At 55.0% G+C, this 17,158-nt stretch carries 14 protein-coding genes; 6 read left to right on the top strand and 8 right to left on the bottom strand.

Translation table 11 applies throughout. The features are described 5' to 3' along the window. The first annotated feature begins 31 nt into the window (after positions 1–31). On the top strand, positions 32–3,250 hold the full coding sequence (locus E8K79_RS18845) for a cytochrome c3 family protein (RefSeq protein WP_136516094.1): 3,219 nt from the start codon (positions 32–34) through the stop codon (positions 3,248–3,250). A gap of 87 nt (positions 3,251–3,337) precedes the next feature. Further along, complete coding sequence (locus E8K79_RS18850; RefSeq protein ID WP_136516095.1) at positions 3,338–3,727, top strand: hypothetical protein; 390 nt, start codon at positions 3,338–3,340, stop codon at positions 3,725–3,727. Positions 3,728–4,054: 327 nt separating this feature from the next. Here E8K79_RS18850 and E8K79_RS18855 read toward each other — a convergent pair whose 3' ends face one another. Together E8K79_RS18855 and E8K79_RS18860 are read right to left on the bottom strand one after the other, a co-directional pair. Continuing rightward, the gene (locus tag E8K79_RS18855) at positions 4,055–4,750 is read right to left on the bottom strand and encodes a hypothetical protein (protein WP_136516096.1); all 696 of its coding nucleotides are present in this window, start codon (positions 4,748–4,750) and stop codon (positions 4,055–4,057) included. A gap of 35 nt (positions 4,751–4,785) precedes the next feature. Further along, the gene (locus E8K79_RS18860; protein WP_136516097.1) at positions 4,786–6,588 is read right to left on the bottom strand and encodes a tetratricopeptide repeat protein; all 1,803 of its coding nucleotides are present in this window, start codon (positions 6,586–6,588) and stop codon (positions 4,786–4,788) included. A 517-nt stretch (positions 6,589–7,105) separates the two neighbouring features. Between E8K79_RS18860 and E8K79_RS18865 the strand changes: the two genes are divergently transcribed. Then, positions 7,106–7,867: a hypothetical protein gene (locus tag E8K79_RS18865; RefSeq protein ID WP_136516098.1), complete on the top strand. Its 762-nt coding sequence runs from the start codon at positions 7,106–7,108 to the stop codon at positions 7,865–7,867. A gap of 292 nt (positions 7,868–8,159) precedes the next feature. Next, positions 8,160–8,801, top strand: a complete 642-nt coding sequence (locus tag E8K79_RS18870) for a hypothetical protein (protein ID WP_136516099.1) — start codon at positions 8,160–8,162, stop codon at positions 8,799–8,801. Positions 8,802–9,121: 320 nt separating this feature from the next. Here the strand turns inward: E8K79_RS18870 and E8K79_RS18875 are convergent, their stop codons facing one another. Together E8K79_RS18875 and E8K79_RS18880 are read right to left on the bottom strand one after the other, a co-directional pair. Beyond that, positions 9,122–9,358 (bottom strand): DUF2442 domain-containing protein, encoded by a 237-nt coding sequence (locus E8K79_RS18875; protein ID WP_136516100.1) that lies wholly within the window; start codon positions 9,356–9,358, stop codon positions 9,122–9,124. An 8-nt stretch (positions 9,359–9,366) separates the two neighbouring features. Next, positions 9,367–9,636 (bottom strand): DUF4160 domain-containing protein, encoded by a 270-nt coding sequence (locus tag E8K79_RS18880; protein ID WP_136516101.1) that lies wholly within the window; start codon positions 9,634–9,636, stop codon positions 9,367–9,369. Positions 9,637–10,993: 1,357 nt separating this feature from the next. On the opposite strand from E8K79_RS18880, the gene E8K79_RS18890 reads away from it, so the two are divergent. Both E8K79_RS18890 and E8K79_RS18895 read left to right on the top strand, forming a co-directional pair. Beyond that, complete coding sequence (locus tag E8K79_RS18890; protein WP_136516103.1) at positions 10,994–11,401, top strand: MbcA/ParS/Xre antitoxin family protein; 408 nt, start codon at positions 10,994–10,996, stop codon at positions 11,399–11,401. Then, positions 11,401–12,084 (top strand): RES family NAD+ phosphorylase, encoded by a 684-nt coding sequence (locus tag E8K79_RS18895; protein WP_136516104.1) that lies wholly within the window; start codon positions 11,401–11,403, stop codon positions 12,082–12,084. The genes E8K79_RS18890 and E8K79_RS18895 overlap by 1 nt, the downstream gene beginning before the upstream one ends. A 362-nt stretch (positions 12,085–12,446) precedes the next feature. Here the strand turns inward: E8K79_RS18895 and E8K79_RS18900 are convergent, their stop codons facing one another. The 4 genes from E8K79_RS18900 to E8K79_RS18915 all read right to left on the bottom strand — a co-directional run bounded on the left by E8K79_RS18900 (position 12,447) and on the right by E8K79_RS18915 (position 17,135). After that, entirely contained in the window at positions 12,447–12,935 is a 489-nt protein-coding gene (locus tag E8K79_RS18900) for a hypothetical protein (protein ID WP_136516105.1), read from the bottom strand. Between the two features lie 90 nt (positions 12,936–13,025). Beyond that, entirely contained in the window at positions 13,026–14,384 is a 1,359-nt protein-coding gene (locus E8K79_RS18905; protein ID WP_136516106.1) for a phosphohexomutase domain-containing protein, read from the bottom strand. Between the two features lie 400 nt (positions 14,385–14,784). Continuing rightward, on the bottom strand, positions 14,785–15,978 hold the full coding sequence (locus tag E8K79_RS18910; protein WP_136516107.1) for a glycosyltransferase: 1,194 nt from the start codon (positions 15,976–15,978) through the stop codon (positions 14,785–14,787). Further along, positions 15,975–17,135, bottom strand: coding sequence for a glycosyltransferase family 4 protein (locus tag E8K79_RS18915; protein ID WP_136516108.1), 1,161 nt, complete (start codon positions 17,133–17,135; stop codon positions 15,975–15,977). The genes E8K79_RS18910 and E8K79_RS18915 overlap by 4 nt, the downstream gene beginning before the upstream one ends. Between the last annotated feature and the right edge of the window lie 23 nt (positions 17,136–17,158).

Below are 17,158 nucleotides of genomic sequence, written 5' to 3' on the forward strand. Positions count from 1 at the left end.
TTTGAACACTAAATCGAAAAGGAGAACATATATGTTGAGAAAAGTTGGGTTAGCATCAGCCCTCTTGCTCGCCATCCCGGCACTCGCCAGCGCATGGACCGTCACGGCGAAGATCGGCAGCGGCGCGGGCATCGTCACCGATGGCACTACTCAGATTGCCAAACCGGGCACCTCCATTGCTTACTACAAGCAGGATAACCTTACTGGTGCAACCACTCAGACCTTTACCGTAGATCCGGCAGACGGCTATTCTGTTGCCTCTGTTATTGTGAACGGCGTCGATGTGACCGGCACCGTGCTTCCCAATGCTAACGGGACCTACACCGTAGCAAAAGGCACTCCGGTCATAAACAACCAGTCTCTGGTTGTTTACTTCAAGCAGAACCTCGGCACCATCGACATCACCCAGGTGACCGGCGGCAAGATCACCCTGCAGCGCCTCGATGCTCTCACCAACAAGCCGATCGGCTCCATGACCATGAGCGACATGCCCAACGTGAAGCCGGGCACCAAGGTCAGGGTTACCGCGATGCCGAACTCCGACTACGTGATTAGCAACCTGAACGGCCTCACCGCCACGAGCCAGCCGACCGCCCTGCCGACCCTGTACCCGGGCGACAGCTTCTCCCAGGATGTCACCGCCACCGCTGGCACGCTGACCGTGCCCGTGTCCTTCACCCAGGTCGCGGTAGTGAAGCCGAACCTTTCGGCAAGCAGCACCTACCTCAACCCGGGTGACACCATCATCGTGACCGCATCGGCCGTCTCGAATATGTCCCCCGTGACCTACGCGGTCTCCACCGACGCGAGCGACGCGGTTATTGCCCCTGCTAAAGACAGCAAAGGTGTGGTAATCCCTAACCAGTTCACCGTTAAGTTCCCGACTGTCGGTAAGTACGACCTGACCGTCACCGCAACGGCTAACAACACCGCTTTCACCGCCACCAAGAAGGACCTGGTAACGGTTGAAAACAACAACGCCTGCACCACCTGCCACGCAACCAGGAACGCTAGCCTTTTCGCCTCTTGGAACACCAGCACCCACGGCCCCGGCACCAGCGCCGCTCCCTCCTGCGTGAGCTGCCATACCGCTACCGATCCGCACGTTGTTAAAGCTGCCTGCGTTGATTGCCACAACACCGCTGATGCTATAACCGCTGACTGGTCTACTGGCGCACACGGCCTTGCCAGCGGTCACAACACCGGCACCTGCCAGCGCTGCCACGCAACCGAAGGCGCCATCGCAGGCTTCGCAGTTGGCTTCACCGGCGGCTATGCTGATGTGCTCAACAACACTAATGCGAAAGCTGCTTGGACCACCGTCTCCACCGGGCTCACTTCCAACCCGGGCATCAGCTGCAAAGTCTGCCACGATCCGCACAACACCGGTGGTCTGCGCGCGGTCAACACCTACGACACCACTAACAAAAAAGCCATCGTTTGGGATCCGAACGGGAACGGCAAGGTTGACCAGTACGACGTCTGCACCGGCTGCCACACCCTGACCAACAACTCCGGCGCCCTGGTTGGTAACTACCACGACGGTAGCTCCGCCAGCGTAGAGCGCACCATCTCTGACTCCCACTTCGACAACCCTGATACCACTGTTGTTGAAGGTTACAACCTGCGCAAAAACGGCGCAACCCCCTGCGCTGATTGCCACAACCTGCACAAAGCTGACGTAACCGTCCAGGAAGAGTGGGCCGAGTCCGGCCACGCTGGTAAGATCCTTGCAGCCAAAGAAGCAGCCCTCGTGACCAACGCTGCCCTTTACTACGGCGCTCCTGCTGGGACTGACGTGACCACTGTCCTCAATCCGGGCAGCACCAGGACCTACCTCGAAGACTACAAGCGCACCACCACCGCTGCTGCAAACGGCACCCTGTCTGCCAACGCACTGCTCAAGACCATTGGTCCGGATCCCCTCGAGGCATTCGTTCACTACAACTGGTCCAAGACCGATGACACCGTTGTTGGTGACAGAACCGGCCGTGCCGCTTGCCAGAAGTGCCACACCGCAACTGGTGCAGCTAACTACATGAACAACCCCACTACTTACGCTGCAGCAAACAACGACTACTCTCACCTTGCTGGGTGGTCTAAAACTGCTGGTTCGAAACAGACCGAACTCCTCTACTGCTGGGGCTGCCACTCTGACTCCGCAACCGGCGCTCTGCGTAACCCGGGTTCCGTTGTTGCTGACTACAAATTCCAGGGTACAGCTGCTGTCTACCCGAACGTTGGCCCCTCCAACACCTGCCTTACCTGCCACGTTGGCCAGGCTTCCGGCAACAGCGTCACCGACCTGACCGCAGCTGGTAACACCTTCACCAACGTAAGCTTCGTTAACTCGCACTACATGGCAGCTGGCTCGCTTATGTACGCGAAAGGTGGCTACACCAACTTCGTTCCGGCTACCACCGCAGCGGACACCATGTCCTACGGCCAGTCCCTCACCTCCGATGCAGACCAGACCGTCACCACCGCTGGCGTTGCTACCGCAGGTAAACTGACCTCCACCCACCGCAAGCTGGGTACCTCCGCCATCAACGGTGACACCCACAACACGGCCAAGTTCGTCCCGGGCTTCCTCGACACCGACGGTCCGTGCGTGACCTGCCACTACGCCAAAGGCGACGTTGCCAAAGGCGACAACGGCGTTGCTGACCACACCCTCGAGATGGGCGCTAAAACCCTGAACGGCGTGTGCACCAACTGCCACGCTGCAGAAGCTGCTGATGCAGCAGGCCTCAACACCTTCATTGAGGAGCAGTCCGAGCCGTTCCAGGAGACTCTGACCCTGGCACTCAACCTGCTGTCCACCAAGTACAACATCACCTACGACCAGGCGGCTTACCCCTACTTCTACGACCAGAGCGCAAGCGCTGGCGCAGTGAAGAACTGGACCCGCTCCAACTTCCTGACCACCGGCCTCTCCGCTGCTGATGCTGAGAAGCTCATGGGTGCCTGCTTCAACATCAACCTGCTGAAGCGCGATCCGGCTGCCTACGCGCACGCTCGTACCTACGCACGCAGGCTGCTGTTTGATACCATCGACTTCCTTGACGATGGCATCATGAACCAGTCTGCTGCAGCTACCGCCCTTGCTTCCGGCCTGAAGGACGCCAAAGGCAACCTCGTGTACGTGAAAGGTGCAACCTCGAACGACCCGCTCACCACCGAGGGTTACAAGTACATCGCTGGTTACAACCGTACCAGCTTCGCCTGGAACGCTTGGGTCCGTCCGTAGAAAGTTCTGAATTCCTGATTTGATGCAGTCTCTGCCCCGCCTCGAAAGAGGCGGGGCTTTTTTCCAAGCAGTGAGGTGGAGAAAGTCATGAAAAGAACATTGATAGCATTGATCCTTGCCGCTGCTCTCCCTCTCTCCGCCTACGCCGCAGAATTCAAGATTCACGAAACCGAAACAGCAATTGTAGTCGAGTACACCGGTGAACCCGAAAATAAGGCCATGGCCAAGCCCGTTGAGGCGGCACCCGTTGACGCTAAGCCTGTTCCTGCCCAAAGTGCGTCAACGTCCAAGACGAGCAGCGCAGACAAGGTAGCAGCAGCAAAAGCCAAGGCGAGAACCGCGTTACAAGAACAGGCGCAAACCAGATCTGCAGCGCGCGCTGCTCGCGCAGCTCAGTGGGTGAAGATGAACTCCACTGCCCCGCCCCCTGCCCCCAAGGACTACTACCGGGCCCAGGAATATCCCGACCAGTACTGAAATTCCGCTTCTCCGATCCGGTCAAGCGCAGGGATTCCCGCTCAATACCACCAGTCTACTGATTACCGAAGCCCTCCCATTACCCTCGTTTCGCCCGCGAAAAACACACTCTTCCTGTAACATGGCCTGCACGATCAACGATTATCAAAGCAGTGGCATCCAACTCAGTATGCTCACGGACATGTGCCGACCCCCTGGGTTATGGCCCCTGCCCTCTTAGCCTCTCCGCGAAGAGGGGAGAAGGTGGCTTTGCCTTATTTCCCGGCACCACAAAAAAAGGGAGGCGATTGCTCGCCCCCCTCTTGCTCAGACTGATGTTTCTTCCAGCTACTTCCCTATCGGCGGATGCCCCGGAGGCGTGACCTGGCCGGCCGGCGCCTCACCTTTCACCCCGGAGGAGAAATAGATGACATCGAAGGTGCGGTTCAGTGTTTTGCTGCTGAACGACTTCATCGGCATCGCGTTGGCGATCTCGATTTCCTGCCCGACCTTCAACTGTGTGGCCGGAACCGCAACCCACACGGACTTGCCGTCCCTCTCCAGGTTAGCGTATGTGTAGCCGCCCGAATCCATGGTTTCCGTAACCTTACCGCCGATAGCTTGCATGGCGATGGTGGATACCGGTCCCGCGGTGGTGAACCCTTCCGAGAAGATGATCTCGTCGAACTTCCTGTTAAGCCCCTTGCTGGTGAAGTTCTTCATAATGAGCCCCGGTTTCACCTGCAATTCCCTGCCTATATCAACCTTCGGATCCCCGCTGACGGCGACCCAGGTCGTCTTACCATCTTTCTCGAGATTGATGTAAGTGTAACCGAGAACGGTCAGGGATTCCACGGCCTTACCGGATACGGCGCGGGTCTCATAGGCCTGTGCGGGCTGCTCGTTCTTGGCGGTTACTACGGGCTGCGTTGTCGCCTTTGCTATAGACGGCGACACCGCGGCTGGGCCGGAACAACCCGCCTGGAAAAGGGCTGAGAAGCCCAGGGATATGCTTGCAACTGCTGCGATGCGACCTTGTTTCATACCGATCTCTCCTTGCGTCATGACAATAGCCCCACTCAATGCATCTGCGGCGCGACCCTGCTGCCAAGCAGGTTGCGCGCCTTCTCCAAATCCACGCGGTAATCCGGGCGCTGCGGTGCGATGCTCGCGGCGCACTGGAAGAAGATAACCGCCTTGTCCATATCGTTACTCACCGCGTGAACCACTCCGATCTTGTGATAGATGTCCGCATCGGTGGGCATGAGTTGCAGCGCGATCTGGTACTGCTCGAGAGCCTGGGCGGTCTGCCCCGCCTTCGCGTAGATGTCCCCAAGATTCACATGCGGGGCCGGAACCTGCGGCGCGAGGCGCACCGCCTCGGTGAGGGCGGCCGCCGCCTGTTCGATCCTCCCAGTTTTCGCCATGATGCTCCCGATGAGGTTGTAGGCGTACGGCTCGGACGGTGCGAAGCGCGCCGCTTCGACGGCGTGGGGTAGCGCTTCGTCGCTGCGGTTCACCTTGTCGAGTGCGAGCGCCAGGTTGTAATGCGGCCGAGCCTTGTTGGGTGCCTTCCGTACCGCATCGGACCACAGCGATACCTCGCTTCCCCATACTTGATTGCGCGCGAAGGTGGTGCCTGCTAATGCCAGTACCACCACTGTGGCCGCGGCCATCGAGGCAAGCGCCGGTACACGCCTGAGCAGAAGTGATGCGGCAGCGGCGAACGCTATGAAGGCCCCGACGGAGGGGAGATAAACGCGGTGCTCATAAATGACATCGGCGATCGGGATGATGCTCGACTCCACCGAGATGGTTATGAAGAACCAGAGGATGCCGAAGGAGATGAGCCTCACCCGAGGATCCCAGCTCCGTCTCAGAAGGAACAGCGACAGGAGAAAGAGCGCCAGAAGGAGCAGGAACGGGAGCAGCACCGGGAGGCTCACGAAGGAGTGGTACACCGGAAAATCGTAGTCCAGGTTCTGATTTACCGGCAGGAAGAAAAGGCGCAGATAGGTCGCGATAACCGGAAACTGGGTGAAGAGGTAGTCGAGCCGGGAGACGTTGGTGTCGACGCGGGTGAGGGCGTTCACCTCTGAGAGGAGGCTTCCCATGGAACGCCCTGAGCCGAGGACGCCGAGCGGCACGACCACTGCCGTGAGCACCATCGGCGCGAGGACGGCGAGTTTTTTCGCGGTGCTCATCCGGAAGAAGAGGAACTCGTAGAGCGCGATCACGAAGGGGAGGGTGAAGGCGATCTCCTTGGTCTTCATGGCGCATCCGGCGAAGGCCAAGGCAAGAAGGTAAAGCGATACAGGCTTTAGTCCCAGCGCCTTCCCCTTTGCCTCCTGGACCAGTCTTGCCTTTGCGTAGCAAACGAGGGACAAGACGTAGAACAAGGTGGCGAGTGCCGCGAGCCGCTGGATGATGTAGGTGACCGCCTGGGTCTGTACGGGATGTGCAACGAAAATAAGGGCTGCGAAAAGCGGCACCATCGTCGTGGGGGGAGCTGCGGCTTCGTCCAGCTTGGGAGCCGCTTCGGCGAAGAAAGGGGTTCGCAGTGTTACCGCCGCGAGGGCGTAGACGAGCCAAGCGGTAATGATATGCACCGCTAGGTTAAAGACATGGTAGCCGGTGACGTCCAGGCCGCCGAAGCGGTAGTTGAGCGCTACGGAGAGGTAGCCAAGGAACCTGCGGGGATTGTAGGCGTACCCATCGCCGCTGAGAAAGCGAGACAGGTCCTTGATAACCATGTTGTTAAGGATCGAGCCGTCGTCGTCCAGGAAGAAGGGGACATGGAAGGAGTTGGAATAGGCAAGCAGACCGAGTAGCGCGATGAGGAAGAGATGCAGCGCAGGCTTCGAGTACGGTTTCATGGACATGGCTGACCTTCAGAAAGATTTCCGCGTAATCTAGCATAAACAGCGGCGGGAGAACAGTTTAAAGAGCCTTTGCCCTCCTATTATGAGGCTGTCAGGAATAGAACGCCTCTCGGCGGGGCCAAAAATAATTTCCCCGTCATTTGGCGGGGAATAGTCTCCGGTCACGAAGAGGCGACCGTGCCATGCGATGGCGGTTCTGTCGTGCCTCTCTGGAGCTGCCGCAGACAAAGTGTATACAGGCGGTGCGCTCATACTGCTGGTTATATCACCGTGTTAAGCATGTAAGTGTTTGTTTTAACGTGAAAAAAATCGTAAACGGCGCTAAATGTTTTTGATGAGGCTCCGAATAGAGTCCCAAATACTGACGTGGGTAGACGTTTACCTCCCGGGTTTCGTAAGACCTGGTTTGGGATATTAAGCCACGAAAGGAGGGACTGGCTGCAGGTACGTGATGGTGGCAATAGCAGTAGCAACCGCATCAAATGTTCGTCATTCCAATGAAAAAAAGGAGAAAGACATGAACAAGAAGATGGTGTTGTCCGCGCTGAGTATCGTTGCCGCAGTTTCCTCGAGTGCCTCATTTGCAGCTTTCACCGCCCCTGGCCAAGGGGTAGTCGGCTCGGTTCATGACATGAACCAGTACACCGCCGCAACCAAAGACACTGAGGGACGCGTATGCGCTTTCTGCCACACGCCACATCATGCCCTCACCTCCACAACGGTGACTGACTATATGCCGCTTTGGTCCCATACCCTTGCAAACACTTCCGGCTACAAGCCATACGATTCAGCCACCCTCGATGCTACTATTAAGGATGCTACCACGATGATGGAGGGACCGAGTAAACTCTGCATGAGCTGTCATGACGGCACTGTCGCGGCCGACGTTCACTACGCCACCACGACCGGTACGTTATGGCTCGACTCCGACGCCTTCGGTGGTGCAGCCGTCGCCAAGGACTTTACCCTCACCAACGACCATCCGATCGGATTCGTTTACGATGACGTGGCTGCTGGTACGGCAGCCGGCGCAGTCGGCACCAGTACCGAGGCGGGCAAGGACAACTACATCAAGAACTCGGGTGCTAAATTCAGCAGCAACCTGAGCATCACCGTAGCATCGCGCCTCTTCGTCAACGTCCAGAACAAGGCGATCATGACCTGCGCAACCTGCCACGATGTGCACAACAAGAAGAACGTCGACGAAGGCACTAAAAACTACCTGCTCCTCTCGCCCAACACCAACTCGCAGATCTGCCTGTCCTGCCACATCAAGTAGCCGCACCGCTCCAGCACGCGAAGAAAAGGCCCCCGTCACAGAACGGGAGCCTTTTTTTATTCAACACCGTTGCACGCAAAGATTGACGCCTGCTTAAGTTGCTGTCTTTAGGCTTTTATCCCCCTCCAGCGTGTTGATCGCATTTGTTTGGTCTCCCTTCCCGCTTTTACGTCTTTGCGTGGCAGCAGGCCTTTTTGTCAAATTTTTAAGATATTTTCATTTTTCTGTTGACTTGTTTCTGCGATGCGATATATTTGGTCATATATTGATTTTATTTAATTTGGAGGTTTAAATGGTGAACAGCTTGAAGCTGGATTTCTTGCGGGCACCGATACCGGTGCGACTCGTGAAGGGGAAGGTCATCATCGCGGCGATGACCAACAACCCCTTCTTTCCCGAGCCATGGTCTGAGCATGCCCCTTCGCTGTCGCGCCTGAACGAGGTGAGCCACAACCTTGAAGTCGCCCATTTCGCCAGCCTGGGTGGAGACAAGGGGAAGATCGCCCTGCGCGTGATGGCCGAGAGGGAGTACGCCGAGGAGTACAAGTCGCTGGCCGCGTATGTGATTCTGGTCGCCAGGGGGGATGCCCAGAAGCTCACTTCCTCCGGTTTCGATCTCGCCAAACCGAACACGGCCGCGAATAAGAAGCACGCCCATGAGACGGTGCCCGTGTTTGAAATGAGGCAGGGGGTGCAGCGCGGGGCGGTGATGATCAAGGCGACACGCGTACCTGGAGCAGCGAGTTACGAGGTCCATTTCGCTGTGGGGGATCCGGCCGTGGAAAGCAACTGGAGGCACGGGGCGGTTTTCGCTGGCTGCAACGGAGAACTTGGGGGGCTTACCGCCGGAATCGATCACTACTTCAGGATGAGGGTGATCACCACCACTGGGCCGGGGCCCTGGTCAAACCCCTTACCCTTCATGCCCACCTAAAGAACAAAAAGGGCCCGTGCCGAAGCACGGGCCCTTTCCTTTTCCCCTCCAGTAAACCCGGTGTTCATGCCCGTTCGCTACGCTCACTTAAGACGCAAAGCCGCAAAGAAAGACACGATCCCAAAACACAAACCGTTTAACAGGGATTAAGGGGATGAACGGGATAAGTCCAAACCCGAAGCTTTAAAAAGACAGAACGCAAAGACGCCAAGGCGCGAAGGCGCAAAGGTTACCCCCCAAACAGCCTGAAGGTTTACCCCCCAGATGAGGTCTTTGTCTTTATCCCTTTTATCCCCTTCATCCCTGTAAATTTATCTATGTTAAACGGGGACCGAGTCGTCGTATAGGGTCTCAGGGGCTATGTCTACGTCTCCCGGCCATACGACGGTTCCGTAGTCGACGCGTGCCATGGAGAATATTTCGGGGTACGCAATTCTGGACCACGGTTTCATGGAGAGCAGCGGTTTCATGTCGAACATGCGCCGCTCGCCGTTCTCGAATACCAACTCGAGTCGAAAGTCCGATTTAGCAAAAACCTGGACGACGTCTATCAACATCTTTAGCCTCACTGCAGGGGAGCAATTCGGAACGGTTCTTCACCATTGACAGCCAAGTTCCAATCCACCAACAGATCATCCTTGTGGATCTCAATCCAGGCTTGCACCAGTTTAAGTTGCTTAGCCGGCAAAGCGCCATCAAGGACGTCACCGTCTTCTATCGAAATAGCAGCTTCATCACTTTGATACCGTGCGTGAATATGTGGAAGGTGGTGGCGCCGATTGTCCCTGAAGAACATCAAAATCAGAATCCCATAGAACATGCTGATCGTCGGCATAGTGCCTCCGGTGCCTGAACCCAAGGTACTAGAAAACAAAAAGAGCGTCAAGTTTACCACATGATCCAGGCCCGAGAAGCTACATCTCCGAAAACACAAACCGTTTAACAGGGATTAAGGGGATGAACGGGATAAGGTCCAAACCCGAAGCTTTAAAAAGACAGAACGCAAAGACGCCAAGCCGCGAAGGCGCAAAGGTTAACCCCAAAACAGCCTGGAGGTTTACCCCCCAGATTAGGTCTTTGTCTTTATCCCTTTTATCCCCTTCATCCCTGTAAATCGTCTTGTTTTTGTTTCTCACGCAGTTCGCAGCGCCCCCTCAAGGCGCAGAGCCAAGCCATCTGACAGGGACAGGGATGAAGGGGATGAACGGGATAAAGTCCTAATGCGTAAAAAGACAGAACGCAAAGACGCCAAGCCGCGAAGGCGCAAAGGTTAACCCCAAAACAGCCTGGAGGTTTACCCCCGTTCAGTCCTTTGCCTCTATCCCTTTCATCCCCTTCATCCCTGTAAATCGTCTTTGTTTTTTGTCTCTCTTTGCGTCTTTGCGTGCATGCTTTTGCCCACAACACGCATGCGAACGCGAGCTCTTACCTGTTTTTACGAAAAGCACGCATGAGATCGCGAACAAAAGAGAAGTTCCCCGCCTTCCTTCCCCATTCCCCGCCTTTTTAACCGCGTTTTCCGCTAAACCTGGCACGCTTTTGTCCTGGCATCGACAAAACGCCCTCAAGAAACCTCACGCAGACCCATTTTTAAGCAAGAGAACGCGACTTCATGCATGAAATTGACAAAAACACGTAAGAGATCGTGATCTCTTACTTGTTTTCCAGGATTGCATGCATAAGATCGCAATAAAAAGGTGAAATGGTGCTCTCACGAGCAGAAAAATGAGGCGTCGACGGCGAATTGAGAAGCCCTTGGCACGATTTTAGTTCGGAAAATAGGCAAAAGATCCCAAAAAGGGTAAGGAGGCGTCGATTTCATGCATGAGAACGCGATTTCATGCATGAAATTGAGAAAAACATGTAAGGGATCGCGATCTCTTACACGTTTTTGAGAATCCCACGCATAAGTCGAAAAAAAGCAGAAGCGAGTTAACAGGGATGAAGGGGATGGAGGGGATGGAGGCAAAAAACAATGTCACGCAAAGGCGCAAAGAAGAAGCATGTGGGCTAACCCAAGATCCTTTTGCTTCCGCCTCTCTTTGCGACTTTGCGTCTTTGCGTGACAAGAGCTTCTGAGGTTTTATGCCATGTTAGGTTTAACCTTCCTACCCACTGCCAGTTCGCAGCCAACAAAGATGGTTGAATAAGAAACAAAGTTTGTATATTATTTAACACAATGGAGGTGTGCCATGTCGGTAATCAAAGCGCAGCATCATGATTATGATTTCAGAAGCCTTGAAGGCCGCACCGCCCTAGCGAAGATGGTAACAAAGCTGTTCGGATTGTGGGGGCTGCCGACGGCGGACCAACTCGAATTGCTTGGCCTTAGCACAAAGAGCCGCGCCATGCTGTCCAAGTATGCAAAAGGCGACGCGTTGCCTGAGAGCAGGGATACGCTGGACCGGGTGGGGTGGCTCTTGTCAATCCACAAGGCCCTCCGGCTTCTCTATCCGCAGAATCCCGAGATCCGCTACTCATGGGTTAATCGCCGCAACGAGGCGTTCAATAACATGAAGCCCCTGGACGTCATGAAGGAGCAGGGGATCATCGGGCTCGCCCGGGTGTCCCGGTATCTCGACCATTACCGGGGGCTTTAGTGAAGTCGCTTTTTGAGAGGGTAAGGGACTTCAACGACGATATATTCCGCAATATCGTTTCGCTACGGGAGTCACAGGATCTTTTCGATGATCTGGTCGACGAGCAGGGGGTAACGCAGTACGCCATTGCCGTCGAGGCGCACGTCAAGGAGGGGCTACCCTTGGGTATGGTTGAGCGGGGTTTTCACTATACGACGGCTGTGGAGTCCCCCTTCACGAAGGAGCCTTTTTTGCTGTCGAGGTACGGCAATGGTACATTCGGGGTCTGGTACGGAGCGTTGGATCTCATGACGACCATCCACGAAACGATCTTTCATCTTGTTAAAGAGGAATCGAAGATCGAGGGGCTTTCCGGAGTCCTGATAAGGGAACGGGCCGTGTACCTAGTGAGGGCTCGCGCGCTTCTCATCGACCTTGTTGGTAAGGAAAAGCAATATCCAGAGCTGGTATCTGACAACTATGCCCTAACGCAGCAGATCGCGGAGCGGTTACACTCAGAGCATCCGGGGCTTTTGGTGCCGTCCGCGCGCTCCAGCGGTATAAACCTCGTGGCATTCACCCCTAAAATACTCAGCGATCCTCGTCTCACCTGTTACCTGACCTACACCTACGACTATCAGAAAAAGTCGGTCCTGGTCGAAAGAACTCCCGGAGAGATCATACTGGAGCATGCCTTCCACTAGGCGAAACCACTTTGAGGTTTTATCCCGTTCAGGGGAATGCCTTTATCCCTTTTATCCCCTTCATCTCTGTTGAATCGTTTAATGTTTTGTCACGCCCGTTCGCTATGCTAACTCAAGACGCAAAGCCGCAAAGCAAGACATAGTCAAAAACGGAAATCGTTTAACAGGGATGAAGGGGATGAAGGGGATGAACAGGATAAACCCGAGACTGAACCTTTTATCAGGTTCGAAGGCTTTATTCTTTAAACGTTTTTGCATCGCCCTTCTTTGCGTCTTTGCGTGACAAGAGTCTCAGTCTTTTTGTTAGGTTTAAGTCTTTATCCCTTTTATCCCCTTCATCCCTGTTAATCGCTTTTCTGCTTTTAATCATATCTCGCCATGTACGCAATGGTTGATGCAAGCTTCTTGTTCTCCCTTACTTGTAAACCTACCTGGTACATCGCAGCGAATAATTCTTGCTGCTGCTGTTCACTGAGATTAGCAGCTGAATCTATAAGCGTGTTCATGGACTTCTTAAATCTTTTCTCCGTATCTACAGTATCGCTGTATGCACCGAACGTGCAAAACAAGACTACCAAGACGATCCCTGCAACTATTACACGCATAACACCTTTACTCGGTCCGCTAAAACAGAACAAAAATGGAAAACCCGCAGCCAGCACTAAAAATATAAGTGTGGTCAAGATTGCTTTAATAAGTTTCCAGTTGGAGCGTTTGTAGATAAATCGTTCCCCTGTCCTTATCATTTTTTCAAGGAGCTGACCGGCATAAATGTCATAGGTGTCTGTAGCAATAGTCGAAATAAGAAAGACTTTCCGGACGTCTGGATCCAACGTGTTGATATTGATCATTTCGTACCTCCAAAGTCATGGTCACACTGTTCAGTGGCAGACCATTGTGAGGTTGCCTGAAACCATGTAGCAGGGATGAAGGGGAGGGCGCTATGGCGTTGTTCCGTCAATTAAGGCTAGAATCTCGGTGGTTTTCCGCTCCATGAGTGCCTGGTCCCCCATCGACTCCACATTTAGACGCAGTACGGGCTCCGTGTTGGAGGAGCGCAAGTTGAAACGCCACGTCCCGCAGTCGAGACTCACGCCGTCGGTATAGTCGACCTCGCGTGCTTCCGCCAGGTACCGCTCTTTTACAAGGTTCATCATCGCACCCGCGTCTGTCACGGTGCGGTTGATCTCTCCGCTCGCCGGGTACAAGCGCATGCGTTCGTCAAGGAGTTCCGCCAACGACTTCCCACTGGCACAGATCATCTCAAGGACCAACAGCCAGGGAATCATGCCGCTGTCACAGTAGGCGAAGGTGCTGAAGTAATGATGGGCGCTCATCTCGCCGCCGTACACGGCGTCCTCCGCTCTCATCCGCTCCTTGATGAAGGCGTGACCAGTTTTGCTCATCACGGGGACGCCGCCGTGCGACTCGATGAGATCAACCGTGTTCCAGTAAAGTCTCGGGTCGTGAATGATCTTAGCACCGGGGTGCTTCTTCAAAAAGGCCGCCGCCAGTAGCCCCACGATGTAATACCCCTCGATGAAGCGGCCGTCCCCGTCGAAAAGAAAGCATCTGTCGAAGTCACCGTCCCAGGCGATCCCGACGTCCGCACCGTGTTCCCTGATTGCCTCTATGGTGGCTGAACGGTTCTCGGGTAGGAGGGGATTCGGGATTCCATTGGGGAAGGTCCCGTCAGGGGTGTGGTTGACCTTGATGAAGGTGAAGGGAAGGTGCTGCTCGAGGAGGTCTAGCACGGGGCCTGCGCAGCCGTTGCCGGCGTTGACCACAACCTTGAGGGGGCGCAGTGTGTCGTCCGCAACGTACTGCAGCAGGTGCTCGATGTAATCCTTCCGAATGTCCAGAGCGGTAACGCTTCCGGTGCAGGAGGACTGCGTGAATCTGTTCTCCGCGACCATACGCTTGATATCGTGCAATCCGGTATCGCCGCTGATCGGCTTCGACTTTTCGCGGACCAATTTCATCCCGTTGTAGTTCATCGGGTTGTGGCTTGCGGTCACCATGATCCCGCCGTCCATTCCCTTGAAGAAGGTGGCGAAGTAGACCTGCTCGGTGCCGCAAAGGCCGATGTCGAAGACGTTCACTCCGCTGTCGGTGAGTCCTTTGGTGAGTGCGGCGCATAGGGACGCACTGGTGAGCCGGATGTCCCGACCGACCACGACGTTTTTGGGGTTGATGCTTGCAGCGTAGGCTCTGCCGATGCGGTAGGCCACGTCCTCGTTAAGTTCTTCAGGCACCCTGCCGCGGATGTCGTACGCCTTAAAGCATTCCAGATGGTTCATCTAATACCTTCCTGTAGCGTTAAAGTATGAATTTGAAAGGAGCGGAGCCCTCATGCCTGCCCTTTCTCGGGTTCAAAGCGTCTTTGCGTGACAAAGTCTCTCAGGTTTTACCCTTTGATTTTAATCCCGGTCATCCCTGTGTTTTGTCGCGCCCGTTCGCTATGCTCACTCAAGACGCAAAGCGGCAAAGCAAGACATAGTCAAAAATGAAACCATTTAACAGGGATGAAGGGGATGAACAGGATAAAACCCGAGACCGAACCTTTTATCAGGTTCAAACACTTTATTCTTTAAACCGTTTTTGTCTGGTCTCTCTTTGCGTTTTTGCGACTTTGCGTGAGAAAAGCCAGTAAGGTTTTATCCGATGTCAGTGCTAAAGCCTTTATCCCCTTCATCCCTGTTAATCGATTTTGCCTTTGCCTCCGGCGAAGCGTTGCAGCGCGGTGTCGACGATCTCGGCGCTTCTTCTCCAGGTGTACTTATCGATCACAAGCCGGTGTGCATTGTCAGCTATTTGAAGCCTGAGTTCGGGATGGGCGAGTAACCGCAACGTCCCCGACGCGAATTTCTCTGCAGTGTCCGCGACCAAGAAATCCCTGCCGTCCTCACCCTGTATCCCTTCGCATCCCTTGGAGGTGGTAACGATAGGGAGTCCGGCGGCCATTGCTTCGAGGACCTTAATGCGGGTTCCGGCCCCCTGCCTCAAGGGAACCGCCAAAATGTCCGCCTCATAGAACCAAGGAAGGACATCTGGGACGCTTTCGTGGCACTCGACTCCTGGAAGTGCGGCGTCGTCTCCTAAACGGAAAAGCTCCCTTCCGACCATAAGCACTTGTGCGCTAGGCTCTTTCAGACGTACTTGTGGGAAGACGTGTCTCAAGAAGAATCGGGCCGCATCCAGATTCGGACTGTAGTCCATCCCTCCTAAAAGAAGTATTCGTTTGGACGTGCGAGAACTTGGCGTGAAGACAAATCTTTCAGGATCGACCCCGTTAGCTGCAGTCACCACCTTGAAGCCATCCGGCAGTCGCAGTGCGATCTCCTCACGCTCATTTTCCGATACGGAAAAGCAGACCGTGCATTCCCGCCACGCCGCGTGCTCCACGGCTTCCAGTCTTCGTGTCTCCAGCTGATAGAGCAAGCGCTTCAGTGGGGACTTGGTCCTTTTTCCGATCTCCCTTACGTTGTTGCACTCTATGTTATGGGCATCAAGGGCAACCGGCAGATTAGGAAAGAGACGAGCGTACTGCCAAAGCAGGCTGAACTCGATCTGCACCATGTCGAAGTTTTTGTCAGATACAAGCCGGGTCAGTCGCTTTGAAAAAGCTGAGGAAGAGAACCTGCAGCAGTTGAAGGCTTTTCCTAAGAAGAGAAAACGGGCGAGGTCAAGACTGACGCGGCTTTGCCGGGTGACGGTGACAATTTCATCGCACAGGTGTGGGAGAGGGCCCAGGTCAGCGGGCTCCGTCTCCGAAATGCATGCCAAGGTAACCCTATGATTGCTGGAGAGGTGTTTCACCAGGTTGAAGACGCGGATCTTTCCGCCCTGATCAAGGGGGTAGGGCAAAAAGGGTGAGATAACTAGAATATTCATGCCGTGTTCGCCGCTTCCCGTAGTACCTGCAACGTTTCCTTAGCGCAGCGTTCCCAGGAAAACAGCTTTACCCTTTCGAACCCTTTTTCTCTGCACCTGTCTCTAAGTTCTTGGTCCGTCAGGAGCCGTTGCATTGCGGCAGCCATATCCTCAATGGAAAAAGGATCCACTAGAAGGGCCGCATCGCCCGCCACCTCGGGGAGGGAAGACGCTTTAGACGTCATTACGGGTACGCCCGACGCCATCGCTTCCAGAACGGGAAGGCCGAACCCCTCGTAGATGCTGGGGAAGGCGAACATGTCGCAGAGGTTGTAGATCAAAGGAAGGTCGGCATCAGGTAGATATCCGGTGAAATGAACGCGATGGGAAATCCCGAGCGATTCGATACGTTCTTTGAGCCCCTCGTTTTTCCAACCGACTCCGCCGGCAAGTACGAGGTCGTGGTGAAAGTCATCGTTCTTGCAAAGAAGGCCGTAGGCCTGGAGGAGCCTCATCAGATTCTTCCTCGGCTGGATGGTGCCGACGCAGAGGATGAATTTTTCCGGCAGTCGGTACCGCTGACGAGTCGCCTCTAGCTGCGCGCGGTCGTCTACGGGGTGGAACATCGGATCTACACCGAGATAGACAACCTTCACCTTCTCAGCAGGCACACCAAGGTGGGCAATGATGTCATTTCTGGTAGCTTCTGAATCGGCTATGATGCGTTGCGCTTTGCGGGCTGCGTCGGGTAGCTCGTCGCGCAGATAAGCAAGGGATTTCTCTTCGGTGGCATCAGGGTAATAGACATGGGCCATGTCGTGGATCGTGATCACCGTCTTGAAGGACGGACCGAAGAGGGCCCTGTAGTTGGTGCCGAAAAAAACATCGGCCTCCTCGACCTTTGTCGTCTCTCCGCTTAGCTTGTTCCGCAGCAAAAGGGCGAGACGCGCCAGGGTTACGAAGGGGAACGAGACTTTGGAGACTCCGAGAAATCTCTCGGCGCCGTCCGTCCCTTTCAAACGGGTCATATTGTAAAACCCCATGCCGCTCAAAGCGTCGCAGAGATAGAAGTCCTCTTCAGGGGCGACCTTGGGGAATCGATCGATCAGGTTGTAGGTGTAGTGTCCGATCCCGGTCTTTTGAATCATGGCGGGAAAGGCGTCCATCGCTATCTTCATGTGGTTACCGTTTCATTTCATGG

This window comes from Geomonas edaphica, assembly GCF_004917075.1.
Taxonomy (GTDB): domain Bacteria; phylum Desulfobacterota; class Desulfuromonadia; order Geobacterales; family Geobacteraceae; genus Geomonas; species Geomonas edaphica.

Excerpts from the sequence above, each read along its gene's own strand:
- E8K79_RS18845 (WP_136516094.1), top strand. The coding sequence starts at position 32 with ATGTTGAGAAAAGTTGGGTTAGCATCAGCCCTCTTGCTCGCCATCCCG.
- E8K79_RS18850 (WP_136516095.1), top strand. The coding sequence starts at position 3,338 with ATGAAAAGAACATTGATAGCATTGATCCTTGCCGCTGCTCTCCCTCTC.
- E8K79_RS18855 (WP_136516096.1), bottom strand. The coding sequence starts at position 4,750 with ATGAAACAAGGTCGCATCGCAGCAGTTGCAAGCATATCCCTGGGCTTC.
- E8K79_RS18860 (WP_136516097.1), bottom strand. The coding sequence starts at position 6,588 with ATGTCCATGAAACCGTACTCGAAGCCTGCGCTGCATCTCTTCCTCATC.
- E8K79_RS18865 (WP_136516098.1), top strand. The coding sequence starts at position 7,106 with ATGAACAAGAAGATGGTGTTGTCCGCGCTGAGTATCGTTGCCGCAGTT.
- E8K79_RS18870 (WP_136516099.1), top strand. The coding sequence starts at position 8,160 with ATGGTGAACAGCTTGAAGCTGGATTTCTTGCGGGCACCGATACCGGTG.
- E8K79_RS18875 (WP_136516100.1), bottom strand. The coding sequence starts at position 9,358 with ATGTTGATAGACGTCGTCCAGGTTTTTGCTAAATCGGACTTTCGACTC.
- E8K79_RS18880 (WP_136516101.1), bottom strand. The coding sequence starts at position 9,636 with ATGCCGACGATCAGCATGTTCTATGGGATTCTGATTTTGATGTTCTTC.
- E8K79_RS18890 (WP_136516103.1), top strand. The coding sequence starts at position 10,994 with ATGTCGGTAATCAAAGCGCAGCATCATGATTATGATTTCAGAAGCCTT.
- E8K79_RS18900 (WP_136516105.1), bottom strand. The coding sequence starts at position 12,935 with ATGATCAATATCAACACGTTGGATCCAGACGTCCGGAAAGTCTTTCTT.
- E8K79_RS18905 (WP_136516106.1), bottom strand. The coding sequence starts at position 14,384 with ATGAACCATCTGGAATGCTTTAAGGCGTACGACATCCGCGGCAGGGTG.
- E8K79_RS18910 (WP_136516107.1), bottom strand. The coding sequence starts at position 15,978 with ATGAATATTCTAGTTATCTCACCCTTTTTGCCCTACCCCCTTGATCAG.
- E8K79_RS18915 (WP_136516108.1), bottom strand. The coding sequence starts at position 17,135 with ATGAAGATAGCGATGGACGCCTTTCCCGCCATGATTCAAAAGACCGGG.